Raw genomic sequence first — 25,579 nt, forward strand, 5'->3', positions numbered from 1 at the left:
AAGGAGGCGATCCCGGCCGTGGCCGATGCCGCCGACAGCCACGGCCCCTCAGCGGGCGCGCACGACAGCCACGGGGCAGTCCGCGTGGTGCAGGACGCCGCGGCTGACAGAGCCGACGAGCGTCGAGGCCAGCGCGCCGTGCCCGTGCGAGCCGACCACGAGCAGGTCGCTCTCGGTCGACGCCTGGCGCAGCGCGTCCACCGGGTGCGCCGCCTGGACGTCCTCCTCGACCGTGACCTGCGGGTACTCCTTCTTGAACCGTTCGAGACGGTCGTTGATGATCTCGTCCGCGGCCTCGCGGATCGCGTCCATGTCGTTCGGGCACGGCGCGAACGCGTAGACGGGCATGTACCAGGCGTAGACGGCTCGGATGGCGCAGCCGCGCAGCCTGGCCTGCTCGAACGCGTACGCCAGGGCGGGCTCGCACTCGGGCGAGTCGTCCACGCCGACCGCGATCCGGTCGTGCCGCCGGTCGGTCTCGCCGCGTACGACGACGACGGGGCAGCGGACCTGGCCGGCCACGTGGACGCTGACCGATCCCAGCAGCGCGCCCGCGAACCCGCCGAGCCCCCTGTTGCCGACGACGACCTCGGCGGCGTCGGCCGCCTCGTCGCGCAGCACGATCGCGGGCGGCCCCTCGAGGAGCCGCGTGCTCGCCTCGACGGACGGCTGGCGCTCGCGCGCCACCGCGAGCGCCTCGGCCAGCGCCTGCTCCCCGCCCCGGACGAGCGCGTCGGGCCACTGGGCGGCGGGGAACTTCGCGATCTGGTACGGCGAGCGGTCCACGGCGTGCACGATGCGCAGCGGCTGGCGCATGCGCAGGGCGTCGTCCGCCGCCCACTCGACGGCCGCGCGCGCGTGCGGCGAGCCGTCGACACCTACGATGATCATGGTTGCCTCCCTGTCCACTTCCATCGCACCCGAAAGGGCCGCCGGACGGCAGGGCCGTTGGTCCCGACCGGTGAGGCCGAACGGCCGCCGGAGACCGCCCCGCCGAGCCCTCCCCACCCGGGCCGCCCCGTCGAGCTGGGGCGATTCGGCGGCGTCGCGCGGGGCACGCCTCCCAGGGAGGGGTGCCCGGCGCGACGAGAGCGCGACAAGACGGGCACGGAACGCGAGGCGAGGCGAGGAGACGGCGATGAACGCCAAGCAGTGGACCGTGCAGATCTACATCAGCGAGGACGAGGGCGACGAGCAGACGCTCGCGCGAGCCGTCCTGTCGGCGCGCGGCACGAGGTGGCACGAGAGCGTGGGCGTCGCCCGGCGCAACCCGGCCGACCGTCCGGTCCCGGAGATCGGCGACGAGCTGGCCGCCGGCCGCGCCCTGATGGACCTGGCCGACAAGCTCCTGGGCGACGCCGCCCGGGACGTCGCCGACCTGGGAGGCCCGGCCCAGGTCCGGTGAGCACCGGCCCGTCCCGTCACGGCCGGCCCGTCATGACCGGTCCGTCATGGCCGGCCCGTCATGGCCGGCCCGTCACGGCTGGTAGGACGGCAGGCCGAGACGCTCGCGGATGGTGCGCTGGATGGTGGCCTTGTCGCCGCGGGCGTCCACGCTCGTGACGTACTCCTTGCCGCGGAACAGCTCCAGCACCGGGTCCGTCTTGTCGTGGTAGTCGCGCAGCCGCCGGGCCAGTGCCTCCGGCGTGTCGTCCTCGCGGGCGACCAGCTCGCCGCCGCACACGTCGCACCGGTCCTCGGTCTCGGGGCGGTGGGCGATGAGGTTGTAGTCCATGCCGCAGCGTGAGCAGAGGCGCCGGGCCAGCACGCGCCGCCGCACCTCCTCGTCGGGCAGGTCGAGGTGGATCACGCCGTCGATGTCGTAGCTCTCCAGGAAGAACTCGGCCTGCCGCCGGTTGCGCGGGAAACCGTCCACGACGAACCCGTAGTTCCAGTCGTGCTGCTGGAGGCGTTCGCGGACGACGTCCTCGACCAGGTCGTCGCCGACCAGCTCGCCCGCGGCGACGATGCGGCGCACCTGGGCGCCGATCTTGGTGTGCTGCTTGACGTGCCACCGGAAGATCTCGCCGACGTTGATATGGGTGAGGTCGAGGTCGTCCGCGAGCAGCTTGCTCTGGGTGCCCTTGCCACTCCCCTGAACGCCCATGATCACATATTTGCGCATGTCCCATTGTCGGTCGCCGCGGGCCACTGGCGGGTCGCAGGGGGCGGACGGCGCGTCGTGTGGACAGAGGAACGTTGACAGGCGAACCAACCAAGCGCATGCTTCATGCTGTGACGGGGGCCACATCCCCAGCCCGTTCGTCGCGTTCGCACCGGCGCGAGGTGCCATCGCGGTTGTTCCTCCGGCCGCCGCCGGCGAGCTCCGCCGTCGCGGCGCACGCACGTTGAAGGGATCGGATCCTGCATGCCTGAGCTCAGCACGTCCGAGACTGTCCCCACGGCCCCGCCCTCCGGGCCCACCCGGCGCGCCCTGCTGCGTGGCGCCGCCCTGACCGGCGGCGCCCTCGTCGCCGGCGCCACCCTCGGCCGCCCCTCCCCCGCCTACGCGCAGGCGGAGTACGACGTCGTGGTCGTGGGATCCGGCGCGTCCGGCATGACCGCCGCGCTGACCGCCGCTAAGCGCGGCCTGAGCGTGGTCGTCGTGGAGAAGGCGCCGACCTTCGGCGGATCCGCCGCCCGCTCCGGCGCCGGCATCTGGATCCCCAACAACGAGGTGATCCTGGCCGCCGGCGTGCCCGACACCCCGGCCAAGGCCGCCGCCTACCTCGCCCGCGTCGTGGGTGACACGGTGCCCGCGGCCCGGCAGCAGGCGTATCTCGCCAACGGCCCGGCCATGATCTCGTTCGTCATGCGCAACAGCCCGCTGCGCTTCCGCTTCATGGAGGGCTACTCCGACTACTATCCCGAGTACCCCGGCGGCATGCCGAACGGCCGATCCATCGAGCCCGACCAGCTCGACGGCCGCATCCTCGGCGCCGAGCTGGCCCGCCTCAACCCCTCCTACATCCCGACCCCGGCCGGCCTGGTCGTCTTCAGCGCCGACTACAAGTGGCTGACGCTGGCCGCCGTCAACCCCAAGGGCCTGGAGGTCAGCGCCGCCTGCCTGGCCCGCGGGACCGCGGCCGCGCTGCGCGGCGAGAAGCCCCTCACCATGGGCCAGGCCCTGGCCGGCGGGCTGCGCGCCGGTCTGCTCGCGGCCGGCGTCCCGGTCTGGCTCAACACCCCGCTCACGGACCTGCGCATCGAGAACGGCCGCGCCACCGGCGTGCTCGTCGACCGCGAGGGCACCCAGACGCTGGTCAAGGCGCGCCGCGGCGTGATCGTCGGCTCCGGCGGGTTCGAGCACAGCGCCGCCATGCGCGCGGAGTACCAGCGGCAGCCCATCGGCACCTCCTGGACGGTCGGCGCCCGGGAGAACACCGGCGACGGCATCGAGGCCGGCGAGCGTGCCGGCGCCGCCCTGGACCTCATGGAGGACGCCTGGTGGGGCCCGGCCATCCCGCTGCCCGGCGAGCCGTACTTCTGCCTGGCCGAGCGGACCCTGCCCGGCTGCATCCTGGTCAACGGCAAGGGCGAGCGCTTCGTCAACGAGGGAGCGCCGTACAGCGACGTCGTGCACATCATGTACGACCGCGACACCCCGTCGGCGCCGCACATCCCGGCCTGGCTGATCGTGGACCAGAACTACCGCAACAAGTACCTGTTCAAGGACATCGCGCCGCTGCTGCCGTTCCCCGACTCCTGGTACGACAGCGGGGCCGTGTTCAGGGCGGCGACGGTCGAGCAGCTCGCCCAGAAGATCGGCGTCCCGCAGGCGGCGCTGCGCGCGACCGTCACCCGGTTCAACGGGTTCGCGGCCACGGGCAAGGACACCGACTTCCACCGCGGCGACAGCGTCTATGACCGCTACTACGCCGACCCGTACGTCAAGCCGAACCCCTGCCTCGCGGCGCTGTGGCTGCCGCCGTTCTACGCGTTCAAGATCGTCCCTGGCGACCTGGGCACCAAGGGCGGCATGCGCACGGACGCGCGGGCGCGCGTGCTGCGGGCCGACGGGTCCGTCATCGCCGGCCTGTACGCGGCGGGGAACGCCAGCGGCGCCGTCATGGGTCACAGCTACGCCGGGGCCGGCTCGACGCTCGGCCCGGCCATGACCTTCGGCTACGTGGCGGCGAACGACATCGCCTCCGCCTGAGCGAGCCGCCTCCCCCGGGCGCATCCCCGCAGGGCCCCGGCCGCCGCCCGCCCCCTCCAGCGGGTGGCGGCCGGCTCCGGGGCGGGTCAGTCGCCGGCGGCCAGGCGCGCCGGGAACCCGCCCGTGGCGATGGGCCCCCAGCGGTCGATGTGCAGACGGATGAGCGACTTGCCCTGCCGCTCCATCGCCGTGCGGTACTCGTCCCAGTCGGGGTGCTCGCCCGCGATGCACCGGTAGTACTCGACCAGCGCCTCCAGGGACTCCGGCTGGTCCAGCACCTCGGCCCGCCCGTCCACCTGGACGTACGGGCCGTTCCAGTCGTCGGACAGCACGCAGATCGACGTCCGCTCGTCGCGGCGGGCGTTGCGGGCCTTGGCCCGGTCGGGGTAGGTCGAGACGACGATCCTGCCCTCGCCGTCCACGCCGCACGTCACCGGCGAGAGCTGGGGCCGCCCGTCCGCGCGGGTGGTCGCCAGCAGCCCGTGGTGCCTGGGGCGCAGGAACTCCAGCAGTTCGGGCAGGTCGACGCGGCGCGCGGTCGCGATGTTCGGAGCCATCCGGTGCCTCTCCCTAGTCACGTGTCCGGGGCGAGGCCCAGGCTATCGGCGCGACCCTTACCTGAACCGTCGGGTGTTCCGTCCCGGCCGGCGGTTGGCGACCGGTGCGGCGATGGTCACAGGGATCCCCGAGGGGGTCTGGGCGCCCGTGATACGCCTCAGCTCGGCCTCGCCCGAATGGACCTGGCTGGTCTGCGGGACGATACCGGCGTCGGCCATCAGGCGGGTCATGTCACGGCGCTGGTTGGGCAGGACGAGGGTGACGACGCTGCCGGACTCGCCCGCGCGGGCGGTGCGGCCGCCGCGGTGCAGGTAGTCCTTGTGGTCGCTCGGCGGGTCGACGTTGACGACGAGGTCGAGGTTGTCGACGTGGATGCCGCGGGCCGCGACGTTGGTCGCCACCAGCACCGTGACGTGGCCGGTCTTGAACTGCTCGAGGGTGCGGGTGCGCTGGGGCTGGGACTTGCCCCCGTGCAGCGCGGCGGCGCGTACGCCGCTGCTGAGCAGGGTGTCGGTGAGCCGGTCCACGGCGTGCTTGGTGTCCAGGAACATGATCACCCTGCCGTCGCGCGCAGCGATCTCCACAGTGGTGGCATGCTTGTCGGCGCCCTGGATGTGCAGGACGTGGTGCTCCATCGTGGTGACCGCGCCCGCCGAGGGGTCGACCGAATGGACCACCGGGTCGCTCAGGTAGCGGCGGACCAGCAGGTCGACGTTGCGGTCCAGAGTGGCGGAGAACAGCATCCGCTGGCCACCTGGGCGCACCTGGTCGAGCAGATGGGTGATCTGCGGCATGAAGCCCATGTCGGCCATCTGGTCGGCCTCGTCCAGCACGGTGATGCCGACCTGGTCCAGGCGGCAGTCGCCGCGCTCGATGAGATCCCTGAGCCGTCCCGGCGTCGCGACGACGACCTCGGCGCCGCTGCGCAGCGCACTGGCCTGCCGGCCGATCGACATGCCGCCGACGACGGTGGCCAGCCGGAGGTTAAGTGACCGGGCGTACGGGGTGAGCGCGTCGGTGACCTGCTGGGCCAGCTCCCGCGTGGGAACGAGGATCATGGCCAGCGGCTGCCGCGACTGGGCACGCTGTCCGGCGGTGCGGACGAGCAGGGCCAGGCCGAAGGCGAGTGTCTTGCCCGACCCGGTGCGCCCCCGCCCCAGGACATCCCGGCCAGCCAGGGAGTTCGGCAACGTGGCCGCCTGGATCGGGAACGGCTCGTTCATGCCCAGGCCGGTGAGCGTCTTCATCAGCGCGGACGGCATGTTCAGTTCAGCGAATGTCGCGGCTGCGGGCAGGGCCGGGGTGACGGTGACCGGCAGCGCGAATTCCCCCTTCAGCGCGGCGGGACGCCGCCCGTAACCACCGGAACGGCCGGAGGCGCCTGAACGGCCCGAAGCCGACGAGCCGAATCGGCCGCGCCTGTTGGCAGAGCCGCCCGTGCGGGAGGGGGAGTAACTGTCGTGCGTGCGAGTTGCATGGTTCATGCAGAACCTTCCTCGGTACGGCACGTGTCAAGTGATTCCCAGCGCGACGAGCGGCACAGAGAATGGCGAGCACGAGCCGAAGAAAAGACGAGCCGAGCCGGCGGAGAACAGCCTGGACCCGGACATCGAAACGGTCGGCATTCGCCGACGAGAACGGCGGCTGAAATGCCGGTCAAAAGGGGGCTGGAGCGGGCTTGTGCCCGGTCCGGAGCCATCAGTGGTCCATCCGGTGTGCGGTCCGTGAGGCCGTCACGACGCATCGGGTACCACAAGAGCAACGAGCTGGGGCCCACACCCTACGGCGCGGGCCCCAGCTGCGTGGTGCCTCAGGGTCAGGCGGGAACGATGTTCTCCGCCTGCGGGCCCTTCTGGCCCTGCGTGACGTCGAAGGCCACCTTCTGGCCCTCGTGCAGCTCGCGGTAGCCGCCCTGGGAGACGATGTTGGAGTAGTGGGCGAAGACGTCAGCGCCGCCGCCGTCCTGCTCGATGAAGCCGAAGCCCTTTTCGGAGTTGAACCACTTCACGGTTCCGTTAGCCATGTTGATCTCCTCTTGATAGGTGCAAAGCCGAAACCCGCATCGCGGATTCCGCGTCGCCGCGATAGGACCACACCCGGAGAAGACCGGAAAACAAAAATGCACCTGAGGTTACATACCGTCAGGTGCACACAAGTTCTTATGGGTACCACAACTGCAACTGGAACTAACCTAGCACACAGCCGGCCGTGCTGTGCACGCCCCGGGACGCGTCCGTCATCCGTGGAGATGTCATCCGTGGAGATAACGCGTGATGCCGGCGGCGAGGGCGGTGGCCATGCGCTGCCGGAAGGCCGGGGCCGACATCTTGGCGGCGTCGCCGCGGTTGCGCATGTTGCCGCACTCGATGAACACGGCGGGCCTGGTCGACAGGTTGAGGCCGCCGAGGTCGGTGCGGACCGACAGGCCGTTCCTGGCGGTGTACGTGGCGAACGGCAGGCCGGTGCCGCGGTGGAAGTCGTCGCGGACGTCGAGCCCCAGGCGCCGCGACGGCCGGATCACGGCGTCGTTGTGGCCGGCGACCAGGCCGGGCAGGATCACGTGGAAGCCGTGGCCGGACGGCGCCGCCCCGTCGCCGTGGATGGACAGGACGGCGTCGGCCCGGGCCTCGTTGCCGATGACGGCCCGCCGGGTGACGCACGGGCCGACGCCCCTGTCGTCCGGCCGGGTGAGCACGACCGTGGCGCCCTCGGCCTGGAGCAGCGGGCCGAGCCTGCGGGCCACGTCCCAGGTGAAGGCGTGCTCGGGGTACCCGGCGTCGGTGCTGGTGCCGGTGGTGTTGCACGGCTTTCGCCCGGTGATGACGTCGACCTGCCGGTTGATCTGGGTGGGATGCGCGGCGTTGCCGCCGTTGTGGCCGGGGTCGATCACGACGACCTTCCCGGCCAGCGGCTTACCGCTCTGCCCGCTCCGCGGCTGGGCGGACGTCCCGGACATGCCGGACATGCCGGTCCGCGAAGGGAGCGGTGACGAGGACGGGCCGACCGGGGGCGTGGGGGCAGTGGTGCCGGTGGTGGCGTCGGCGGCCGTGGTGGCCTCGCGGACGGGCGGGACGGCGCCGCCGCCGCACGCCGTGGCCAGTGCCAGCAGCGCGGCGGCGATCGCCGGTGCCTTGCCGACGGCGCGCATGCCTCGTACCGTACCGGCCGGGGCCGCCCGCGCCGGTCTGGTTTCCCCCCGGATTCGGAAGATCCCCGTCGCGCCCGCTCACGGCAGCAGTTCGACCGTGCCCCGCTCCCCGTCCACCCGGACGCGGTCGCCGTCGCGCAGCCTCATGGTGGCGTTGCCGGTCCCCACCACGGCCGGGATCCCCAGCTCCCTGGCCACGATCGAGGCGTGCGACAGCGGCGCCCCCATGTCGGTCACGACGGCCGCCGCGCGCGGGAACATGGGCGTCCACCCCACGTTCGTCAGCGTCGTCACGAGGATCTCCCCCCGCTGGAGCCGCTCGGCCTCCTCGGGGCCGGACAGCACCCGCACCACGCCCTCCACCACGCCCGGCGCGCCCGGGAAGCCGGTCACGGTGTCGCCGGCGGGTGCGGCCGGGCCACGCGCGTCGTAGAGGTCGGCGCGCCGGTCCGGGTCCGCCGCCCAGCGCACCGGGTCGAACCGGCCGACGATCAGCGCCGGGTACGGCGGCAGCGCGGCGTACCGCTCGTAGGTCGCCCGCCGTACCGGGACACGGGCGAGCGGCGCGTCCGAGCCGCGCAGCACGGCCAGCATCTCCTCCAGGTAGAGGAAGAACAGGTCGTCGCCGCGCCCGGTCAGCTCGCCGGCGCGCACCACGAACGCGCGCAGCACCCAGAACGCCCGCACGACCTCGGAGCGGGTGGCCTCGCGGTCGCGCACCACCGCGTTCCAGCGGCGTACCCGCTTCCGCATGCCCGCCACCCGGCGCGGGTAGCGGCGGGCGAAGCGCTCCCAGGCGGCGTCGCGGGCCTCCCGCTGGCGCTCCAGCAGCGCCTCCGTGCCGGCGGTGACGTCGCGCAGACCGGCGAGCGCCGTGTCGATCCAGGCCGGGTCCTCGCCGGGCCGCGGCATCGACACCTCGAACTCGTGCGGCCCTCGATGCCCGTACGTCCGGGCGTAGGTGTCGCGGTCGATCTCGCCGGCGGCGAGCCGGGCCAGGCCGGTGACGGGGCCGAGGCTGGCCAGCTCGCCGTCGGCGCCCGCGCCGGTCAGCAGGGCGTCGGCGTCGGCCTCGCCGACCAGCCTGCGCAGCCGGTCGCGGGTCCAGACGAGTGTGGCCCCGCCCTGGCGGCCGGCCGCCTCCAGCATGCGGCAGGCGGTGACGAGGTGCGGCCCGATCTCGTCGTCCCAGAGCGCGGCCAGCCCGGGGCCGGTCTCGGTGGCGGCGATCCGGGCGCGCAGCTCCTCGCAGCGCCGCTGGGAGGTGGCGAGGAACGGGCGCATGCCCTTGAGGTTCTCGCGCACGCGGCGGCGCAGGGTCAGCGCCATGGGCAGCGTGCCCTTGACGATCTCCCAGCGCGAGGCCGTCAGCAGCGGCACGTCGAGGCCGGGCGGCAGCTTGCCGAAGACCTGCTCGACGGCGCCGAGCCGGCCCTGCATGCCGAGGGCGCGGGCGATGGAGAAGGTCACGCTGAGGTTCATGTAGAAGCGGCCGCCGATGTTGCCGACCAGGTCGAAGCCGGGCAGCGTCGAGGCGTGCATCGCCTCGTGGATGAACAGGCGCACGAACGACCAGGTGGCGGGCGTCATCACGTCGGGGATGGCCTCGCCGAGGTTGCCGGCGGTCCACAGGTGGTCGGCCTTGAGGCTGTCGTTCCACTCCTCGACCTCGGGGGCGAGGCCGGTGACGGGGCGCGCCTGGAGGATGAGGAACGCCCCGCCGCTGCGGGCCCACTCCACGTCCATCGGCGTGCCGTACAGGTCCTGGATGCGGGCGCCCAGCTCCGCCAGCCGTACGGCCTGCCCGTCGTCCAGCACCGGACGGCGGCGCAGCTCGGCCGGGACGGGCTCCTCCCGGGTGCCGCCGGGGACGCGCACGGTCATCACGGCCTTGTCCCCGATCCGGGTCCCGGTCACGGCGCCGTCCGACACCGCGATCGTGTCCGGGGTGACCTGGCCGCCCACGACGGCCTCGCCGAGCCCCCAGGAGGCGTTGACGACGGTCGTGCCCCGGGCCCCGGTGACGGGGTCGGCGGTGAACATGACGCCCGCCGCGTCGGCGTCGACCAGCTCCTGCACGACCACGGCCAGCGCGACGTCGTCGTGCGGCACGCCGTTGTGCTCCCGGTAGGCGATGGCCCGCTCGTTCCACAGTGAGGCCCAGCAGCGCCTGACCGCGTCCAGCAGCCCGTCGCGCTCGACGCCGAGGTAGGTGTCCTGCTGGCCGGCGAACGACATGTCCGGCAGATCCTCGGCGGTGGCGGACGACCGCACGGCGACGACCTTCCCACCGTCCCGCGCGCCAGTCCCGGAGGAGTCCGCGCCCAGCGCGTCGTAGGCGGCACGGATCTCCGCGGCCAGACCGGCCGGCAGCTCCCGCCCGGCGAACAGCTCGGCGATGCGGGCGGCGTCGTGCCGGGCGGCGGCCTCGGCGATCAGGTCGCGGAACCCGGCCGTGAACTCCCGGTAGGCCGCCGTGGTGATGTGGAACCCGCCGGGCACGGGCAGCCCCGCGCGGCTCAGCCGGGCCAGAGAGGCGCCCTTGCCGCCCACGGTCTCCAGGTCGGCGCCCTCGTCGTCGAACGGCAGCACGAGCTTCATGCCCGGGTCTCCTCTCCGCCCACCAGAGCGTCCGCTCCCGTGAGTCCCGCCGGGGCTCCCGCCGGAGCCGTCAGGGCTTCGGCGGCGACGCCCAGGGACGCCGCCAGCTTGCTCAGCGCGATCTCGCGCATGCTGCCGAGGTAGCGGAGGGTGGCCTGCCGGACGGCGCGCGCCCCCTCCTCCCCCTGCGGCATCCCGGAGCCCAGGGCCAGGTCCACCGTCTCCGCGATCAGGTCCGGGAGCCGCTCGCCCGCGGGCGCGGACTCCGGCGGCAGCATGTCCCGCGTCAGGAGGAACCCGTGGAGGACGGCGCTCAGCACGGCGACCTGCTCCTGCGGCGTGCGCCCGGGCCGCAGGGCGCCGTGCCGGTCGAGCACCGCCAGATAGTCCTCGAACGCGGCCATCTGCCCCAGCATCATCCGGCCCGCGCCACCACCGGTCCCTGACGCGCCCACCCCGTCCACCGCGCCGAGCCGCTTCTGCCGGACGAGCTTGCCGAGCACCTTGGAGTCGTGCGTCAGCAACGCCGTCATCAGCGGCCGGCGCAGCAGGCCGGCGGCGATCTCGCGCAGCAGCCCGCGCAGCGTCGCGGGCGCGGCGGCGGTCACCTCCTCCAGCATGGCGACGCGGTCCCTGCGCAGCAACGCGGAGAAGAGCGCCTCGCGGGTCTTCCAGTGCAGGTAGATCGTGCCCTTGGCGACACCCGCGTGCCGGGCCACGTCGTCGATCGTCGTCTTGTCGTAGCCCCACCGCAGGACCAGCTCAGCGGCGGCGTCGAGAATCCGGTGCGCCCGCTCCAACCGGCTCGCCGGGTCCTGTGGCGGCCTTCCCGTCCTGGCCATCTCGCCTCACCTCAGTTTCATGACTGAATGAGACTATCCGGTCAATCAATTCATCGCAAGATCACCCGATCTTCGCCAGGAGTTCGGCCGCCTGCCGCGCGAAGGCGGGGTCCTCGGTCGCCACGGCCAGCTCCAGCATGCGGCGGGCCATGCCGACGTCCCCGTGGGCGTACTGGATCTCGCCCAGCCGGAAGGCCGCCTCCGCCACCAGGTCCGGCCGGTCCGTGAGGGTCAGGGTCAGCTCGTAGTAGCGCAGCGCGCCGTCGCGGTCGCCCAGCCAGTGGCACAGCTCGCCCAGGTGGGCCGCCGCCATGCCGGACTCGGTGTCACCGGCGTCGATCACCCTCTGGTACCAGCCCAGCGCCTCGGGGAAGTCACGCGCCCGCTTGGCCAGCGCCCCCAGGTACATGGCCGCCAACGCCGCCGTGCGCCCGTCCGCATGCCCGTCCGTGAGACCCCCCGCCGAGCCGCCCGCGAGACCGCCTGTCAGGCCGTTCTCGGCGTCGAGGGCCCTGAGGTACCACGCGCGGGCCTCGGCCGCGTCCTCGTCGTGGTACGTCCGCCCGATGGCGATCATCGCGCGGGCCGCCAGGCCGGGGTCGCCCGCGTCCAGGACGCGCCGGTAGACCTCGCGCCCCTCGTCCACCTCGCCCGCGGCGACCAGGGCCTGGCCCAGCACGCTGAGGGCCGTGGCCTCGCCGGTCCCGGCCGCCGCGCGCAGCGTGCGCAGGGCCGCCTCCGTGTCGCCCTGGCGCTCCTGGAGCATGCCGAGCAGGCTGCCGAACACGCCCGGCACGGGACTCTCCGCGTCGCCCGCCTGGCGTTCGGCCAGGCTGTAGAAGGCGTCGGAGTCGCCCTCGGCGTCGAGCAGCGTGAGCAGCCTGCCCCCGGCCACGAACCGCACGTCGGGGTCCTCGTGCTCGTTCAGCCGCTCGAACACCGCCCGGGCCTCGGCGGTCCGCCCCAGCCCGGCGAGCCGCTCCGCGACGTCCAGCTCGGCGAGCGGGCCGGAGCCGGTCAGCTCGTAGTAGGAGCGGACCGCTTCGGCGTCCTCGCAGCTCGCGCCCAGCTCACGCGCGGGCGCCACCCCGTCCTCCCCCATCAGCGCCAGCACCCGTACGGCCTGCGCGTGGTCACCGTCCCCGTGCGCCCGGCGGGCCATCGCCTCCAGCTCGTCCAGCGCGGTACGCGCCAGCGCGGTCGGCGTACCCGCCGCGGCGGCGAACGCCTCGGCGGCGCCGGACAGATCGCCCTCCTCGCGCAGCCAGGCACCGAGCCGCAGGCCGCCCCGCGCCATCGCGTCCGGGTCCCCCGACGCCACGGCCAGCCGGGCCTCGCGCACGGCGGCGGCCGGGTCGCCCATCGCGTGCAGCACGGCGGCGAGGTCGGCCCGGATGCTGTCCGTCAGGCCCGCGAACCCGGTGTCGATTCCCTGGCGGTACCTGATCTCCGCGCCCCGCAGGTCGCCCACGGCCTGGCAGGAGTCGCCCCATACCCAGTAGCCCAGCGCGACGGTCTCGGGGTCGCCCGTGCCCACCGCCCGCTCGGCCTCGGCCACGGCGGCCTGGTAGTCCTCCTGCCAGAACAGGTGGACCACCAACCGGCGCAGGGATTCGAGGTCGCCCGCCGCGGCCCCGGCGGCCAGCGCCCGGCGGGTCCCCTCCGCGTCGCCGAGGTCCTCCAGCACGCCGGCGAGCGTGGTCGCGGTGGCGGGCATCGCGTGCCGCAGCGCGTCGGCGGCGCCGGGCAGGTCGCCGCGCCCGCGCCGGGCGGCGGCGATCCCGCGCCAGGCCGTCTCGGCGAGCTCCGGGCCGCCGGACCCCGTGACGGGCAGCAGGCACAGCTCGGCGCGGCAGTGGTGGCCCTCGCCGGAGAGGATCGCGGCCAGCCCGATCCGGGCCCGGTCGGCCCGCACCGGGTCGCCGTGCTCGGCGACGTACCGGCAGAGCGCCTCCCCGGCCCCGCCACCCAGCCCGCGCGCCACCTCCAGCACCAGGTCACCCGCCCTTGCGAGCACCGGGTCGGACGCCGTGTCCGCGCGGAGCCTCGCCAGGGCCGCCCGTGCCCCTTCCACGTCGCCGTCGGCCGCCAGGGCCGCGGGTCGTTCCTCAGGGGTGGCCGTGCCGAGCCGCAGACGGGCCACGAGCGGCACGAGCGGGCCCGCGCCCTCCTCCTCCGCGCGCCGGTAGGCGGCGCGGGCGCCCGCCTCGTCGCCCGCCCCGGCCAGCGCGTGACCCCGCTCCAGCAGGATCTCCCCCAGCAGGTCCGGTTCGAGCTCCACGGCCCGGTCGAACGCCGCCCGCGCACCCTCGGCGTCGCCCGCCGCCGCCCGCGCGGAGCCCAGCACCCGTGCCGCCTGCCCGGCCAGCTCCCCGGGCACGACGCCCGCCGCCTCCTCCGCCACGGCGAGGGCCGCCGGGACGTCTCCCCCGTCGCGCAGGAACCCGGCCAGGTAGAGCGGCGCCGCCTCCCGGTCCAGCTCCTCCAGCAGCTCACGGGCCTCGCCGGCGCGCCCGAGCGCCGCCAGCACCTGCGCCAGCCGCATCGCCGCCTCCCCGGCGGGAACGGCGTCCTCGCCATCGACGTCATGGCCGGCGCCACCCGTGCCCGCCCCCTCCAGCGCCCGTGACAGGACCCCGGCCGCCGCCTCCAGGTCGCCGAGCCGGTGCAGGGCGTGTCCCATGCCGGTCAGCGCGACGACCGGCGACCCCTGGCCGTCGGCGAGCGCGCGTTCCCAGGCGGCCAGGGCGCCGCGATGGTCACCGGCGTCGTCCTGGAGCGCGCCCAGGTGGCAGGCCGCCTGCCACCGGTACTCCCGATGACCCCCCTCCGCCAGGTGCGAGAGGACCGCGTCGGCGCGGGACACCTCACCGGCCCGGCGCCAGGCGTGGGCGCACTCCAGCCCGAGCAGGGTGGCCAGCGGCCATCCGCCGTCCCCGGAGCCGCCGGCGAGGGCGGCGAGCGCTTCCCCGGCGGCGTCGAGGTCACCGTCCAGCAGGCACCGCGCGTAGCGCCCGAGCACCGCCTGCTCGCCCCCCTCCACCAGGTCGAAGGCGGCTCGCGCGCCCGTCAGGTCGTCGAGCCGGACCCGCGTGAGCCCCAGCAGCAGCGCGTGCCGCGCCGCCTGTCCCGGCCGGCTCTCCGCGATCATGCGCTCGTGCAGCCGTCCCGCCGCCAGCAGGTCCCCCTGCAGCTCGTACACGCCCAGCAGCGCCCCCGCCGCCTCCGCCCGCAGCCCCCGATGCCTGGTCTCCATCGCCGCCCCGTACGCCGCCCGCGCCTCGCCCAGGTGGCGTTCGTGGCCGTCGAGCAGCCCTCCCAGCGCGTACCCCACCCAGGGGGCGAGCGCCGGGTGCCCCTCCGCGCGGGCTCGCCGCAGCAGCTCGATCGCCTCCGCGGCCTCGCCCCGGCTCTCCAGGACCTCCCGGAAGACCAGCGCCGCGTACGACAGCGCCAGCGGGTCGCCGGAGCCGGCGGCGGAGCGGAACAGCGTGCCCGCCTCGGACACGTCGTACCCGGTGGTGACGAGCACCTGCGCGAACACCGCGGTGGCGATCGCCGCCACCGCCGGGTCGGGATCCTCCATGGCCGCCCGGTAGCCGATGAGCCCCTCCTCCCGTCCGAGCCGCTGGTGGTCGAGGACGGCCCGCAGCACCGGGTGGAGCGCGTTCCCCGACGAGCGCAGCAGGTGCAGCATGAACGCGGCGGTGAACCCGCCCACCACGTCCTCGCCCTCGGCCACGTACGACAGCAGCTCGTCGGCCTGGTCCCGGTCGCCCTCGGCCAGCTCCAGCTGGGCGAGGGCCACCATGGCGCGCACGGCCTGGGTGCGCGCCCCCGAGTCGGCGGCGCGGCGCAGCATCCGGCGGGCCTCCGCCAGACGGCCGTCCTGGAGGAGCAGCAGGGCGTCGTCCACGTCGCGCAACGCCCGCTCCTCGACGGGGTCGGCGAGCGGCCGCTGCCGGGCGTCGTGGTCGAGGAGCAGCCCCGCCTTGAACGCGGCGTCCGGGTCCGGATGCCCGGCGATCTCCCCGGCCAGCTCGACGATGGCCTCCCGGCGCTCCGGGTGCTGCTCCAGCAGCATGCCGAGCAGCGTGGCGCTGACCGACGCCCACGGCGACTCCCCGGCGGCGAACACCGCCCGCAGCGCCGCCAGCGCCTCCTCCACCTCGCCCGCCTCGGTGTGGAGCTGCGCCAGGCAGGCCCGCGCCTCCAGGGCGTGCTCCCGCTGCCCGCTGGCGATCACCCGCTCGAAGATCGCCCGCGTGGCGTCCATGTCGCCGAGCTGCGCGAAGACTTTGGCCTGCTCGATGAGGGCGGGCAGCCGCACCTCGGGCCGGGGGTCCTCGGCCGCCCTGGCGTACGCCTCCACCGACTCGGCGTACTCCCCGAGATCGACCAGGACGGCCCCGAGCAGCTTGTACGCCATGGTGAGGTGGCCGGGGTGCCCCACGGCGATGGCGTGCTCGCACGCCTCCCGGGCCGCCGCGAAGTCGCCCTCCTCGGCGTGGATCCGGTACAGCCGGAACGCCGACAGCGACACCACCTCGGGATCGCCGCAGGTCAGCAGCTCGCGGTAGTCCTCCTCGCCCTCCGCCTCCTCGTACAGCTCCCAGGCCGTACGGGGGTCGGCCCACTCGAACACGGGCAGCTCCAGCCGGGCGGCGAGCTCCGCCACCGCGGGGCTGTCGCAGCGGCGGGCCCGCTCCAGCGCCTCCTCCGCGCCCGAGACGTCGCCCAGCTCGGTGAGCACGAGCACGAGGGCCGTGTCGGCGAGCGCGGCGACCTCGAAGTCGGCGCCGTCGGCGGCGATGGTCAGCACCCGGTACGCCGCCGGCCACTCGCGGGCGGCGACCAGCATCATCCCCATGGAGATGGCCGAGCGCTGCCCGAACACGGGGTCACCCGACAGGATGACCGAGCGGTGGGCGGCCTCGGCGCCGTCGAGGTCGCCCTGCTCCTCCAGCAGGCACGCCAGCAGGTGGGACGCCTCGGGATCGCCGGTGGCCGCTATCTCCCTGAACAGAACGGCGGCGCCGCCGAGATCCCCCTCTTCCCAGCGCTTCATGGCCGCGGCGTGCTGTTCTGACGTCATATCGACTCCTGAGTCACCCAATAATGTGAAAAAACTACCCAGGTGTCACGTACGTCACAGGCGTTTTGGCCCTGCCCGCCCTCCGGCGGTTCAAAGACGGGCGCGTGGCGGGGGATACTCTTCCACCCGGCGTTCGCGCCGCCGGACGGCCGGGGCCGGATCGCCGTAGCGTAGGGCCCATGGGCAGAGCGTTCTGGATCGACCAGGATTACGACAGAGACCGTGACGGGCGCTATGCCGTACACGTGCGCAAGAACCTGGAGCAGTTCGAGTGGGGCGACATCGCGCCGGTCAGGTTCGCCTGCGCGGCGTGGCGGCTGGCGACGCCGCCGGCCCTCAACCCGGGCTACGTGCGGTGGGACCGGCGCGTCCTGTCGGCGGCCTGCCGCCGCAACACCTGGGACGGCAGCCTCAACGCGCGGGTGACGCTGGTCTCGCCGCTCCCCGCGGAGCTGACCCGCTCGCGCACCTGGTGGCGCGACCGCGGCTGGGCGGGCTGGCAGGAGACGTTCGGCCAGTACCTCGACCCGACCGAGAAGGACCTGGCCCACCACCCGTTCCTGCGGACCACGCTGCTGGTGGAGACTCCGGTGCCGCTCGGTGATCTGCCGCCCGAGCCCGAAGGGCCGCACGACCAGGTCGAACGGGCCGCCGAGCGGGCCCTGGTGGTGCTCGTACGGGAGCTGAACGCGCTGATCACCCCCATCCTGGACCAGCTCCCCTGAGGTCCCGGGCTCAGCGGAGTCACTCGGTCACAGCGGGACATGGCCGTGGCATGACCGGTTCATGCCGGGGTAGCAGGGGCGCATGAGACTTGCGTTCGCGGTGCTCGCACTGGCGCTCGCCGCGGGCTGTGCCGTCGACACGACGTCGCCCGCGCGCACGGCGGAGCGTTTTCACGCCGCCGTGGCGGCGAAGCAGGACGAGGCGGCCTGCGCCATGCTGACCCGCACGACCGCCGAGAAGCTGCCCGACCCGGACGAGACCTGCGCCCAGGCGCTGGCCGCGCTGAAGCTCGGCCCGGGCGGCCGGGTCACCGGCGTCGAGGTTTGGGGCGCCGACGCCCTCGTGCGGCTGCAGGGCGACACGGTGTTCCTGCACCAGTTCACCGACGGCTGGCGGGTCACGGCGGCCGGGTGCGAGCCGCGGCACGACCTCCCCTACGACTGCGAGGTGGAGGACTGATGCGGGTCATGTTCACGCTGACGCTCATCCTGATCGCGGCCGGGCTGATCTATTTCTTCGCGCTGGGACTGGCGCGGCTGTGAGCGCGCCGAAGGGGGACGCATGAGGCGGATCAAGGACAGCACGCTGTCGGTGACGTTCCTGGTGCTGTTCCTGCTGACGCTGGCGGGGCAGGCCTGGGCCGGGGCGACGCACTTCAACGAGCAGCAGCTGGTCAACGGCCTGCAGCCCGTGTCGGTCTGGGCATACGCGACGTCGTCGTCGTTCGCGGTGGACGTGGCGGAGAACTGGCAGTCGGAGTACCTGCAGTTCCTGCTGTTCATCGTGCTGACCGTCTGGCTGGTGCAGAAGGGCTCGCCGGAGTCCAAGAAGCCGGGCGAGGAGGGCGCCGAGTCGGACGAGGAGCAGCTCGTCGGCGCGCACGCCAAGGAGGACTCCCCGGCCTGGGCCAAGGCCGGGGGCGCGCGGCTCTGGCTGTACAGCAACTCGCTCGGCCTGGTGATGGGGACCATCTTCGTGCTGTCGTGGCTGGCGCAGTCGGTGGCGGGGCTGGCGGCCTACAACTCGGAGCGGATCGGCGACCTGCGCGATCCGGTCAACTGGGGGTGGTACGTGACCTCCTCCGAGTTCTGGGACCGGTCGCTGCAGAACTGGCAGTCCGAGCTGCTGGCCGTGCTGTCGATGGTGGTGCTCTCCATCTACCTGCGCCAGCGCGGCTCCCCCGAGTCCAAGCCGGTCGGCGCGGCGCACACGGCGACGAGCGTGGAGGGCTGACCCGACCCTAGGAGCGCGGCGGGAAGGGCTCGCCGGTCACGACCGCCACGACCCGGGTGCCGGGCGCGAGTCCGCCCCGACGGGCGAGGTCCACGACGCCGTGGAGCATCTTGGCCACGTACACCTCCTCGACCTCGTGCCGGGCGGCGAAGGCGCGCAGCTCGGGCGTCGTGCGCGCGTACCCGCCGAAGTGGTGGTCGAGGTCGATCGACCAGTTCTCCCACACCCGCCCGTACGCCTCGCGCTGGAGCCGGGCCACCTCGCCCGCCAGGAACCCGGCGCCCTTCAGCACCGCGAACCCGAGCGCCCGCCGGCCGGTGGGCAGCCCCGCCGCGATGCCCGCCAGCGTGCCACCCGTGCCGACGGGGCAGCAGACGACGTCGTAGCCGCCGCGCGTCTCGGCCTCGATCTCGGCCGGCAACTCGGCGCAGCCGCGCACGGCCGCCGCGTTGCTGCCGCCCTCGGGCAGGATCAGCACCTCGCCCCACCGCTCACGCAGCGCCGCCTCCACCTCGGGGGTGTGCTTGAGCCGGTACGCGGCGCGGTCCAGGTACGTGAGCGTCATGCCGCGGTCGGCCGCGTACGCCAGCGACGGGTTGAGCGGCAGCCGCTCCTCGCCCCGGACGACGCCGATCGTCTCGAACCCGTGCCGCAGGCCCGCCGCGGCCACCGCCCTGAGGTGGTTGGAGTAGGCGCCGCCGAAGGTGAGCACGCGCGGATGGCCGAGGTTGTACCTCAGCTTGCGGGCCTTGTTGTCGTCGCGTTTCAGCCAGACCCGGACCGAGCCGAGGCCGGGATCCAGCAGCTCCTCCACGCGCGCTAGTCTACGACCGGGCCTTTGTTGAGGAGTGTTCGATTATGCGCGTTGTTGAAGCTTTCAGTGCGGCGTTCGGCGCGGAGCCCCGGACGGTCTGGCACGCGCCCGGCCGGGTCAACCTGATCGGTGAGCACACCGACTACAACGACGGCTTCGTGCTGCCCTTCGCCGTGCCGTGGGGCGTCACGGCCGCCGTCACACCGCGCGGCGACGGCACGATCCGGCTGCTGTCCCTCCAGTCGGGCGGCGAGCCCGTCACGATCGAGCGGCACGAGGACGCGCGCGGCTGGACCCGCTACGTCGTCGGCGTGCCGGCCATGCTGGCCGACCGGCTCGGCGAGCCGGTCCCGGGCGCCGACATCGCCATCGACGGCGACGTGCCGCAAGGCGCCGGGCTCAGCTCCAGCGCCGCCCTGGAGGTGGCGGTCGCCTCCGCGCTCAACGACCTGCACGGCCTCGGCATGACCCCCATGGAGCTGGCCCTGCTGTCGCAGCGGGCCGAGAACGACTTCGTCGGCATGCCGTGCGGCATCATGGACCAGGCCGCCTCGGCGCTGTGCGAGGAGGGCAAGGCGCTGTTCCTCGACTGCCGCTCGCTCGGCTCCCGGTCCATCCCGCTCGACCTGGCCTCCCACGGGCTGCGCATCCTCATCATCGACACGCAGGTCCACCACGAGCACGCGGGCGGCGAGTACGCCAAGCGCCGCGCCGAGTGCGAGTCCGCGGCCCGCAAGCTCGGCGTCCAGGCGCTGCGGGACGTCACCGACCTCGCCGGCGCGCTGGAGCAGTTGCAGGGCGCCGAGCGTCAGCGCACCATGCACGTCGTCACGGAGAACCACCGGGTCGAGGCCCTGGTCGGCCTGCTGCGGGCGGGCGCCGTCACCGAGATCGGCGCGCTGCTCAACGCCTCTCACCTGTCGCTGCGCGACCAGTACGAGGTGTCGTCGCCGGAGCTGGACGTCGCGGTCGAGGCAGCCCTCCGGGGCGGGGCCCGCGGGGCGCGGATGACCGGCGGCGGGTTCGGCGGCTCGGCGATCGCCCTGGTGGCGGAGGAGCGCCTCGACGGCGTGCGGGAGAGCGTCTCGGCCGCGTACGCGGAGCGGGGCTGGCGGGCGCCGCGCTTCCTGCCCGCGGTCCCGAGCCCGGGCGCCCGCCGCCGCGCCTAGCGCTCGCCTCCTACAGGGAGGGGAAGTTCGGGGGGCGGCGTTCGAGGAAGGACGCGACGCCCTCCGCGAAGTCGGGCCGGCCGAACGAGGCGACCATCTCGGCGGTCGCCGTCTCGGCCGACTCGGCCAGCGTGACCTCCCAGTCGTGCCAAACCTGCCGCTTGATCACCGCCATCGACGCCGGCGAGCAGTGCGCCGCCAGCTCACCGGCGTACTCCTGCGCCTCGGCGAGCAGCCTGTCCGCCGGCACCGACCGGTTGACCAGCCCCATCTCGTACGCCTCGCGGCCGGTGAAGACGCGCCCCGAGAGCAGGACGTCCATGGCCCGCTGCTGCCCCATGAGGCGGGGCAGCACCCACGCCAGGCCGTACTCCGCGATCAGGCCGCGGCGCGCGAAGGCGGTGGTCCACTTGGCGTCGTCGGCGGTGAAGACGAGGTCGCAGACGAGCGCGTGGACCATCCCGAGCCCGGCGCAGGCCCCGTTGACCGCCGCGACCACCGGCTTGCCGATGGTCACCGGGAAGGTGTTGGGCCGCGGGTCCGGCTTCTCGTCGTAGCTGCCGTCCTGGATCTGGCCGAGCGCCCGGAAGTCGGCGCCCGCGCAGAACCCCTTGCCCGCGCCGGTGACCACGACGGCGCGCACGGCCGGATCCTCCGCGGCCTCCTCCAGCAGGTCGAAGTAGCGCCTCCCCATCGCGGCCGTCCACGCGTTGAGCCGGTCGGGACGGTTGAAGGTGAGGGTCAGAACGCCCTGGTCGACGGAGGAGAGCACGAGTTCGTCCATGCGCCAACCGAATCATGTTCTAGCAGGCGCGGGCAAGGCCGCCGCTCACTCGCGGCGTGTCACTGTGGCGCGTCACTTGTGGCGCACGAACGCCGGGGTGAGCGACGAGTTGTCGTAGTAGCGGTGGAACACCGGCGTCGCCCCGCCCGAGATCGGCGGGACGATCCACGACCAGTCCGCCGGGCAGACCCGCCCCGCCTTCTCCTCCCGCTCCAGGTGCGTGAGGAAGCGCCGCGACTCGGTGTGGTGATCGGTCATCGTCACCCCCTCCCGCTCGAACGAATGGAGCACCGCCACGTTCAGCTCCACCAGCGCGTGGTCGCGCCACAGGGACCGCTCGGTGGTGGTGTCCAGCCCCAGCCGCCCGGCCACCACCGGGAGCTGGTCGTAACGGTCGGCGTCGGCCAGGTTGCGGGCGCCGATCTCCGCGCCCATGTACCAGCCGTTGAACGGGGCGCACGGGTAGCAGATGCCGCCGATCTCCAGGCACAGGTCGGAGATGGCCGGCACGGCGTGCCAGCGCAGCCCGAGCTCCTCGAACCACCGGTAGTGCGGGTGGACGATCGGCACCTCCAGGACCGCGTCACCCGGCAGGCTGCACACCAGCGGCTTGCCGCGGCCGGCCTGCACCACCAGGGGCAGGACGTCGAACCGGCCGCCCGCCCCGCGCCAGCCCGACGCCGTCACCATGTCGGTGAAGCCGGCGTTGCGCGGGTCGCCGACCACCCGCCCGTCGGCGTCGCGGTACCCCGCGTAGCGGATGAGCTGCTCGTTCAGCACCCGGGGCCCGGGACGGCCGGGGACGTCGGGGGCGAAGACCGTGATGGTGGGCCGGACGCGGCCGCCGTTGGCCGCCTCGCGCAGGTGCTCGACGCACTCGATCGCCACCCCCTCGGCGCTGGTGACCTGCCGCCGGTCGCGGAGCCTGAGGGAGCGCCAGTAGAGGCGGCCGATGCACCGGTTGCTGTTGCGCCAGGCCACCCTGGCGCCGAACTCCAGCTCCGCGAAGGTGTGGGCGTAGGTGCCGTGACGGGCGATGTCCGCGGCCACCTCACGCAGGCGGGCCTGGGGAGATCCCGCGGCGGGGTTCTCGGCGTGGAACATTCTGATGAAGCGCTCGGCCTCGCGGACGTCGATCGTCCGCTCGATGAGCGTCTGCACGGCGATGGAGTCGAAGGGACGGAGAGACCGGATCCAGGTACGCACGCAGAAACCAGCACTTTTCGCTCACGGAGCACCCCACCGATTCCGGGTCGGCGGCGCACTCCTGCCGGCGGTGCCCTCTCCACACCGCCCACACGGCCTGTCCGCGGCTGCCGTGTCCCGCGAACCGGGGCACGGCCACCCCATCCTGGCGGCTCCCCCCTTCTTGTCACCGCAAATGCAAGAAGGTGTGACCTTAACGCTACAAACAGTGAACCTTCATCAGGTGGGAGTGGAACGGCCGATGCCGCGGACCAGGCCCAGCTCCATGGCCACCAGGACGGCCGAGGTCCGGTCGCCCACGCCGAGCTTGCGGAAGACCCGCAACAGGTAGGTCTTGACCGTGGCCTCGCCGATGAACAGGCGGCGGCCGATCTCGGCGTTCGTCAGGCCCCGCGCGACCAGCTCCAGCACCTCCCGCTCGCGCGCGGACAGCCCGGCGCCCTCGGTCGCCGCCGGGGTGTTGCCCGCCGGGGCGCCCGCCAGGCGGGCCGCGACCGAGGGCGCCAGGGCCGTCCCGCCACCGGCCACGGCGCGCACGGCGGCGGCCAGCTCCGCCCGCGACACGTCCTTCAGCAGGTAGCCGGCGGCGCCCGCGGCCAGCGCCCGCCCGACGTCGGCGTCACCCTCGTACGTCGTCAGCACGATGACCCGGAACTCCGGGCCCAGCCGCCGGATGGCGCTCACCCCGTCGCCGGCCGGCATGCGCAGGTCCATGAGGACGACGTCCGGCCGCAGGCGGGGCGCCACGGCCACCGCCTCGTCGCCGGACCCGGCCTCCCCGGCCACCTCGATGCCGGGCTCGGCGGCGAGCATGCCGCGCAACCCCTCCCGTACGACGGGATGGTCGTCGACGATCAGGACGGTGAGCACGGCACCTCCATGGTGACCGTGGTGCCCTGCCCCGGCGCGCCGTCCACGGTCAGCGTGCCGCCGATCCCGGCCACCCGGCGGCGCATCCCCGGCACCCCGAACCCCCCGCCCAGCACCCCGGCCCTCCCCGCCCCTTCGGGTTCCTCGGCGCGTCCTCCCTCGCCTTCGTCCGCGCCTCCGTTCTCGGGGCCGGGCCGGGCGGTCAGGCGCGCCGGGTCGAGGCCGCACCCGTCGTCGCTCACCGTCAGCCGTACGCGGCCCTCTCCGTACTCCAGCGCGAGACGGACGGAACGGGCGCGGGCGTGCTTGCGGACGTTCGCCAACGCCTCCTGGGCGACGCGTAACACGACGACCTCGGCCGCGGGGGACAGCGGCACGGGCACGCCGCCGACGGCCACCTCCACGGGCAGCCCGAAGCCCGCGGCCAGCCGCCGCAGCGCCTCCTCCACCGACGCGCCGCTCAGCGCGGGCGGCGCGAGCGCCGCGATGAGCGCCCGCGTCTCGGCCAGGCTCTCCTTGGCGGTCCGCACGGCCAGCTCCAGGTGCCGATCGGGGCCCGTGACCGCCTCGGCTGCCTGGAGCAGCATGATGATCCCCGCAAACCCCTGGGCCAGCGTGTCGTGGATGTCGCCGGCCAGCCGCTCACGCTCGGCCAGCACCCCGGCTTCCTGGCTCATTCTGGCCAGCTCGTCCCGGGTGCGGTCCAGCTCCTCGATGAGCTGGGCACGCTTGCGGTTCTGCGCGGACAGCCGGCCGATGGACGTGCCGAGCAGGGCGCCGGCGGGCAGCCCGACGCCGAGCGTCATGACGGCACCCCACGGATCGGACCCGGCGCTCGGCAGCAGCGAGGCCGCCGGGGCCGCGAACAGCCCCACCACGACCCCCACGGCCCACGCCGTCGGCAGGGACATGAACGCCATGGGCAGCAGCGCCGACAGGGCGATCGCGGAGGCGGACTCGGCCAGGCCGGCCGCGGTGAACAGCACCAGCATCGCGACGGCGTACCAGCGGGCCTCGCGGACGTGCCGCCGCCGGTCGCGCACCGCCCTGCGCCCGGCGAGTGCGTACGCGAGCGCCAGTACGAGCAGCAGCCCGATCGCCACGAACGGCCCCGCCTGCCCGGCCGGTCCCTTGGCCGTGCCGTCGGCCTGCGCGGCCACCACGACGACGGTCACCGCGAGCACGACCGCGTAGTAGGCGTCCCAGTACGGGTACGAGCGCAGCCAGACGTCCTCCGCCCGCGCGCTCGCGCGCCCCCCGCCACCCATGAAGCGCAGTTTTCCCCGATTGACGGGACATGTCCACCGATCGGTGGATACCCCGCGGGCTCCGGAATCGTGATCGTGTGATGCATGAACAAGCGCGTCTACAACAGGGTCATGCTCGGCCTGTCGCTCGCCTTCGCCGCCCTGATCGCGGTCCTCGCCCTGCTCGGCTCCGAGCAGGTGGGGGTGGTCGCGGGGGTCGGCGGAGTCCTCCTGGGCCTCGGCTGGGCCCTGTACGGGGTCGTCGGCGCCGACCGGGACACGCGAACCCGCTGACCCGCGCCCTTCCCCGTCACCGCCGTACGCCGGCCCCCGGCCGTGGACCCGTGCCCGGAAGATGACCGCTCACAGGCCACGCCGGCCCGCGCGCCGGTCCCGGAACAACTCAGGCCCCTTCCTGGAACCAGGAAGGGGCCTGAGCTATGCGTCTCTCAAAAGCTCCCGCGATAGGACTCGAACCTATAACCTGCCGGTTAACAGCCGGCTGCTCTGCCGTTGAGCTACGCGGGATCGTGCTTCGGCGCTGATCGGGGGGCTCTTTGACCCCTTCCGTTCGGCGCAGGACTACATTAGCGCACTCCCGGAGTGCGTGTCGCATCGTCATCGGGGTAGGCCCGGAGACAGCGGAGGTGCGAAATGCGATATCGAATGACATTCGCCGTCGGTCTGGCCGTCGGCTACGTGCTCGGCAGTCGGGCAGGTCGTGAACGGTACGAGCAGATCAAGAAGATGGCCCAGCGCCTGAGCGACGACCCGAGGGTCCAGGAGGCCGCGGGAGTCGTGGGCGCGCAGGTGTCGAAGGTGGCCGGTGTGGCCCGTGAGCGGGTCGGTGGCACGCTCCAGGACAAGATCCCGTTCCTGGGCGGCCACGACCACGACACGGGCACCGGCTGGCCGGACCAGAGCGGCATGGGCGAGAAGAAACCCAACGAGACCGGCATCCCCTACTGACCGGTCCGGCGGCCACCCGAGGCCCGCCCCCGGAAGATCTGCGGGCGGGGGGGGGGGGCGCGGCCCCCGCGCGCCCGCCAGCCCCCCCCCCCCCACCTCCGGGCGGGGGCGGCCACGGCCCCGACGCGCCCGGGAGCCCCCCCCCGCCCGCGGCCGGC

General features: G+C 73.9%; 22 protein-coding genes and 1 tRNA gene. 8 read left to right on the top strand and 15 right to left on the bottom strand.

Going from position 1 to position 25,579, the window contains the following annotated elements; translation table 11 throughout:
* Positions 1 to 48: 48 nt before the first annotated feature.
* Entirely contained in the window at positions 49 to 891 is an 843-nt protein-coding gene (locus ACIBG4_RS29495) for a universal stress protein (RefSeq protein WP_397204591.1), read from the bottom strand.
* A gap of 247 nt (positions 892 to 1,138) precedes the next feature.
* Between ACIBG4_RS29495 and ACIBG4_RS29500 the strand changes: the two genes are divergently transcribed.
* Entirely contained in the window at positions 1,139 to 1,405 is a 267-nt protein-coding gene (locus tag ACIBG4_RS29500; RefSeq protein ID WP_310710259.1) for a DUF1876 domain-containing protein, read from the top strand.
* A gap of 72 nt (positions 1,406 to 1,477) precedes the next feature.
* Here the strand turns inward: ACIBG4_RS29500 and ACIBG4_RS29505 are convergent, their stop codons facing one another.
* Entirely contained in the window at positions 1,478 to 2,107 is a 630-nt protein-coding gene (locus tag ACIBG4_RS29505; RefSeq protein ID WP_397204592.1) for an adenylate kinase family protein, read from the bottom strand.
* 261 nt (positions 2,108 to 2,368) lie between these two features.
* Between ACIBG4_RS29505 and kstD the strand changes: the two genes are divergently transcribed.
* Positions 2,369 to 4,159 (top strand): 3-oxosteroid 1-dehydrogenase, encoded by a 1,791-nt coding sequence (kstD, locus tag ACIBG4_RS29510; RefSeq protein WP_310710262.1) that lies wholly within the window; start codon positions 2,369 to 2,371, stop codon positions 4,157 to 4,159.
* A gap of 86 nt (positions 4,160 to 4,245) precedes the next feature.
* Here kstD and ACIBG4_RS29515 read toward each other — a convergent pair whose 3' ends face one another.
* The 7 genes from ACIBG4_RS29515 to ACIBG4_RS29545 form a co-directional block, all read right to left on the bottom strand.
* Complete coding sequence (locus tag ACIBG4_RS29515) at positions 4,246 to 4,716, bottom strand: PPOX class F420-dependent oxidoreductase (protein WP_397204593.1); 471 nt, start codon at positions 4,714 to 4,716, stop codon at positions 4,246 to 4,248.
* Positions 4,717 to 4,773: 57 nt separating this feature from the next.
* The gene (locus ACIBG4_RS29520) at positions 4,774 to 6,201 is read right to left on the bottom strand and encodes a DEAD/DEAH box helicase (RefSeq protein WP_397204594.1); all 1,428 of its coding nucleotides are present in this window, start codon (positions 6,199 to 6,201) and stop codon (positions 4,774 to 4,776) included.
* Positions 6,202 to 6,533: 332 nt separating this feature from the next.
* Positions 6,534 to 6,740, bottom strand: coding sequence for a cold-shock protein (locus tag ACIBG4_RS29525; RefSeq protein ID WP_310710267.1), 207 nt, complete (start codon positions 6,738 to 6,740; stop codon positions 6,534 to 6,536).
* Positions 6,741 to 6,968: 228 nt separating this feature from the next.
* The gene (locus ACIBG4_RS29530; RefSeq protein WP_397204595.1) at positions 6,969 to 7,865 is read right to left on the bottom strand and encodes an N-acetylmuramoyl-L-alanine amidase; all 897 of its coding nucleotides are present in this window, start codon (positions 7,863 to 7,865) and stop codon (positions 6,969 to 6,971) included.
* Between the two features lie 78 nt (positions 7,866 to 7,943).
* Complete coding sequence (locus ACIBG4_RS29535) at positions 7,944 to 10,466, bottom strand: PEP/pyruvate-binding domain-containing protein (protein WP_397204596.1); 2,523 nt, start codon at positions 10,464 to 10,466, stop codon at positions 7,944 to 7,946.
* Positions 10,463 to 11,308, bottom strand: coding sequence for a TetR/AcrR family transcriptional regulator (locus ACIBG4_RS29540; protein WP_397204597.1), 846 nt, complete (start codon positions 11,306 to 11,308; stop codon positions 10,463 to 10,465). The genes ACIBG4_RS29535 and ACIBG4_RS29540 overlap by 4 nt, the downstream gene beginning before the upstream one ends.
* A 61-nt stretch (positions 11,309 to 11,369) precedes the next feature.
* The gene (locus tag ACIBG4_RS29545; protein WP_397204598.1) at positions 11,370 to 16,403 is read right to left on the bottom strand and encodes a tetratricopeptide repeat protein; all 5,034 of its coding nucleotides are present in this window, start codon (positions 16,401 to 16,403) and stop codon (positions 11,370 to 11,372) included.
* 179 nt (positions 16,404 to 16,582) lie between these two features.
* On the opposite strand from ACIBG4_RS29545, the gene ACIBG4_RS29550 reads away from it, so the two are divergent.
* The 3 genes from ACIBG4_RS29550 (at position 16,583) to ACIBG4_RS29560 (ending at position 18,362) form a co-directional block, all read left to right on the top strand.
* The gene (locus tag ACIBG4_RS29550) at positions 16,583 to 17,128 is read left to right on the top strand and encodes a hypothetical protein (RefSeq protein ID WP_397204599.1); all 546 of its coding nucleotides are present in this window, start codon (positions 16,583 to 16,585) and stop codon (positions 17,126 to 17,128) included.
* Positions 17,129 to 17,210: 82 nt separating this feature from the next.
* Complete coding sequence (locus ACIBG4_RS29555; RefSeq protein WP_397204600.1) at positions 17,211 to 17,588, top strand: hypothetical protein; 378 nt, start codon at positions 17,211 to 17,213, stop codon at positions 17,586 to 17,588.
* 102 nt (positions 17,589 to 17,690) lie between these two features.
* Positions 17,691 to 18,362 carry a DUF6766 family protein gene (locus tag ACIBG4_RS29560; protein ID WP_397204601.1) on the top strand — a complete coding sequence of 224 codons (672 nt, stop codon included), beginning with the start codon at positions 17,691 to 17,693 and terminating at the stop codon, positions 18,360 to 18,362.
* A 7-nt stretch (positions 18,363 to 18,369) separates the two neighbouring features.
* On the opposite strand, the gene ACIBG4_RS29565 is transcribed toward ACIBG4_RS29560, so the two are convergent.
* A complete protein-coding gene (locus ACIBG4_RS29565; protein WP_397204602.1) occupies positions 18,370 to 19,176 on the bottom strand; it encodes a 1-aminocyclopropane-1-carboxylate deaminase/D-cysteine desulfhydrase in 807 nt (268 codons plus the stop codon).
* 44 nt (positions 19,177 to 19,220) lie between these two features.
* Between ACIBG4_RS29565 and galK the strand changes: the two genes are divergently transcribed.
* Positions 19,221 to 20,345 carry a galactokinase gene (galK, locus tag ACIBG4_RS29570; RefSeq protein ID WP_397204603.1) on the top strand — a complete coding sequence of 375 codons (1,125 nt, stop codon included), beginning with the start codon at positions 19,221 to 19,223 and terminating at the stop codon, positions 20,343 to 20,345.
* Positions 20,346 to 20,355: 10 nt separating this feature from the next.
* Here galK and ACIBG4_RS29575 read toward each other — a convergent pair whose 3' ends face one another.
* The 4 genes from ACIBG4_RS29575 to ACIBG4_RS29590 form a co-directional block, all read right to left on the bottom strand.
* Entirely contained in the window at positions 20,356 to 21,129 is a 774-nt protein-coding gene (locus tag ACIBG4_RS29575; RefSeq protein WP_397204604.1) for an enoyl-CoA hydratase-related protein, read from the bottom strand.
* A 72-nt stretch (positions 21,130 to 21,201) separates the two neighbouring features.
* The gene (locus tag ACIBG4_RS29580) at positions 21,202 to 22,335 is read right to left on the bottom strand and encodes a nitric oxide synthase oxygenase (RefSeq protein ID WP_397204605.1); all 1,134 of its coding nucleotides are present in this window, start codon (positions 22,333 to 22,335) and stop codon (positions 21,202 to 21,204) included.
* 219 nt (positions 22,336 to 22,554) lie between these two features.
* Positions 22,555 to 23,205 (bottom strand): response regulator transcription factor, encoded by a 651-nt coding sequence (locus tag ACIBG4_RS29585; RefSeq protein WP_397204606.1) that lies wholly within the window; start codon positions 23,203 to 23,205, stop codon positions 22,555 to 22,557.
* Positions 23,190 to 24,473 carry a sensor histidine kinase gene (locus tag ACIBG4_RS29590; RefSeq protein ID WP_397204607.1) on the bottom strand — a complete coding sequence of 428 codons (1,284 nt, stop codon included), beginning with the start codon at positions 24,471 to 24,473 and terminating at the stop codon, positions 23,190 to 23,192. Before ACIBG4_RS29590 ends, ACIBG4_RS29585 begins: the two co-directional genes overlap by 16 nt.
* Before the next feature lie 84 nt (positions 24,474 to 24,557).
* Here ACIBG4_RS29590 and ACIBG4_RS29595 point away from each other — a divergent pair, with 84 nt between their 5' ends.
* Positions 24,558 to 24,746, top strand: coding sequence for a hypothetical protein (locus tag ACIBG4_RS29595; RefSeq protein WP_310710295.1), 189 nt, complete (start codon positions 24,558 to 24,560; stop codon positions 24,744 to 24,746).
* A 162-nt stretch (positions 24,747 to 24,908) separates the two neighbouring features.
* Here the strand turns inward: ACIBG4_RS29595 and ACIBG4_RS29600 are convergent.
* Positions 24,909 to 24,980 (bottom strand) — tRNA-Asn (locus ACIBG4_RS29600).
* Positions 24,981 to 25,118: 138 nt separating this feature from the next.
* Between ACIBG4_RS29600 and ACIBG4_RS29605 the strand changes: the two genes are divergently transcribed.
* A complete protein-coding gene (locus ACIBG4_RS29605) occupies positions 25,119 to 25,421 on the top strand; it encodes a YtxH domain-containing protein (protein WP_397204608.1) in 303 nt (100 codons plus the stop codon).
* Positions 25,422 to 25,579 lie beyond the last annotated feature (158 nt).

Origin of the sequence: Nonomuraea sp. NPDC050383, assembly GCF_044459125.1 — a bacterium.
Classification (GTDB): domain Bacteria; phylum Actinomycetota; class Actinomycetes; order Streptosporangiales; family Streptosporangiaceae; genus Nonomuraea.

What these genes read in the sequence shown, in the direction of transcription:
- ACIBG4_RS29530 (WP_397204595.1), bottom strand. Translation starts at nt 7,865, where the DNA reads ATGCGCGCCGTCGGCAAGGCACCGGCGATCGCCGCCGCGCTGCTGGCA.
- ACIBG4_RS29555 (WP_397204600.1), top strand. Translation starts at nt 17,211, where the DNA reads ATGAGACTTGCGTTCGCGGTGCTCGCACTGGCGCTCGCCGCGGGCTGT.
- ACIBG4_RS29515 (WP_397204593.1), bottom strand. Translation starts at nt 4,716, where the DNA reads ATGGCTCCGAACATCGCGACCGCGCGCCGCGTCGACCTGCCCGAACTG.
- ACIBG4_RS29525 (WP_310710267.1), bottom strand. Translation starts at nt 6,740, where the DNA reads ATGGCTAACGGAACCGTGAAGTGGTTCAACTCCGAAAAGGGCTTCGGC.
- ACIBG4_RS29605 (WP_397204608.1), top strand. Translation starts at nt 25,119, where the DNA reads ATGACATTCGCCGTCGGTCTGGCCGTCGGCTACGTGCTCGGCAGTCGG.
- ACIBG4_RS29535 (WP_397204596.1), bottom strand. Translation starts at nt 10,466, where the DNA reads ATGAAGCTCGTGCTGCCGTTCGACGACGAGGGCGCCGACCTGGAGACC.
- ACIBG4_RS29495 (WP_397204591.1), bottom strand. Translation starts at nt 891, where the DNA reads ATGATCATCGTAGGTGTCGACGGCTCGCCGCACGCGCGCGCGGCCGTC.
- ACIBG4_RS29500 (WP_310710259.1), top strand. Translation starts at nt 1,139, where the DNA reads ATGAACGCCAAGCAGTGGACCGTGCAGATCTACATCAGCGAGGACGAG.
- ACIBG4_RS29520 (WP_397204594.1), bottom strand. Translation starts at nt 6,201, where the DNA reads ATGAACCATGCAACTCGCACGCACGACAGTTACTCCCCCTCCCGCACG.
- ACIBG4_RS29575 (WP_397204604.1), bottom strand. Translation starts at nt 21,129, where the DNA reads ATGGACGAACTCGTGCTCTCCTCCGTCGACCAGGGCGTTCTGACCCTC.
- ACIBG4_RS29545 (WP_397204598.1), bottom strand. Translation starts at nt 16,403, where the DNA reads ATGACGTCAGAACAGCACGCCGCGGCCATGAAGCGCTGGGAAGAGGGG.
- kstD (WP_310710262.1), top strand. Translation starts at nt 2,369, where the DNA reads ATGCCTGAGCTCAGCACGTCCGAGACTGTCCCCACGGCCCCGCCCTCC.
- ACIBG4_RS29590 (WP_397204607.1), bottom strand. Translation starts at nt 24,473, where the DNA reads ATGGGTGGCGGGGGGCGCGCGAGCGCGCGGGCGGAGGACGTCTGGCTG.
- galK (WP_397204603.1), top strand. Translation starts at nt 19,221, where the DNA reads ATGCGCGTTGTTGAAGCTTTCAGTGCGGCGTTCGGCGCGGAGCCCCGG.
- ACIBG4_RS29595 (WP_310710295.1), top strand. Translation starts at nt 24,558, where the DNA reads ATGAACAAGCGCGTCTACAACAGGGTCATGCTCGGCCTGTCGCTCGCC.
- ACIBG4_RS29505 (WP_397204592.1), bottom strand. Translation starts at nt 2,107, where the DNA reads ATGGGCGTTCAGGGGAGTGGCAAGGGCACCCAGAGCAAGCTGCTCGCG.
- ACIBG4_RS29550 (WP_397204599.1), top strand. Translation starts at nt 16,583, where the DNA reads ATGGGCAGAGCGTTCTGGATCGACCAGGATTACGACAGAGACCGTGAC.
- ACIBG4_RS29540 (WP_397204597.1), bottom strand. Translation starts at nt 11,308, where the DNA reads ATGGCCAGGACGGGAAGGCCGCCACAGGACCCGGCGAGCCGGTTGGAG.
- ACIBG4_RS29560 (WP_397204601.1), top strand. Translation starts at nt 17,691, where the DNA reads ATGAGGCGGATCAAGGACAGCACGCTGTCGGTGACGTTCCTGGTGCTG.